The sequence below is a fragment of the Tessaracoccus sp. OH4464_COT-324 genome (assembly GCF_003932855.1).
GTDB lineage: Bacteria > Actinomycetota > Actinomycetes > Propionibacteriales > Propionibacteriaceae > Arachnia.
Genome location: NZ_RQYZ01000165.1, coordinates 1 through 329 on the forward strand (window position 1 = coordinate 1; position 329 = coordinate 329).

The following is a 329-nucleotide window of genomic DNA, read 5'->3' on the forward strand; positions in this document are numbered from 1 at the left end:
GACGAGCATTAATTTACGGGCTTGGCGCAACAACTTGGTTGATCTTAGCTGTTTTCTTGTTTGACTTATTTATTGTGGAACATGGTTGGTGTGGTCATCTTTGTCCAATTGGCGCAAGCTATGGTGTCATTGGCGCCAAGAGTTTATTGCGTATCAAAGTGATTGACCGTAAAAAATGTGACAACTGTATGGATTGCTACAACGTTTGTCCTGAGCCACAAGTTTTACGAGCACCATTACATGGTAAAAACAACGAAAGCCAACTTGTGCTTTCGAAAGATTGTATCAGTTGCGGACGTTGTATTGATGTTTGCGCTGAAAAAGTATTT

Annotated in this window: 1 protein-coding gene; it reads left to right on the top strand. The window is 40.7% G+C overall.

Annotated features, from left to right (window positions below):
* The coding region (locus EII42_RS12610; RefSeq protein WP_125172438.1) for a 4Fe-4S dicluster domain-containing protein at positions 1–329 on the top strand (329 nt) is incomplete at both ends.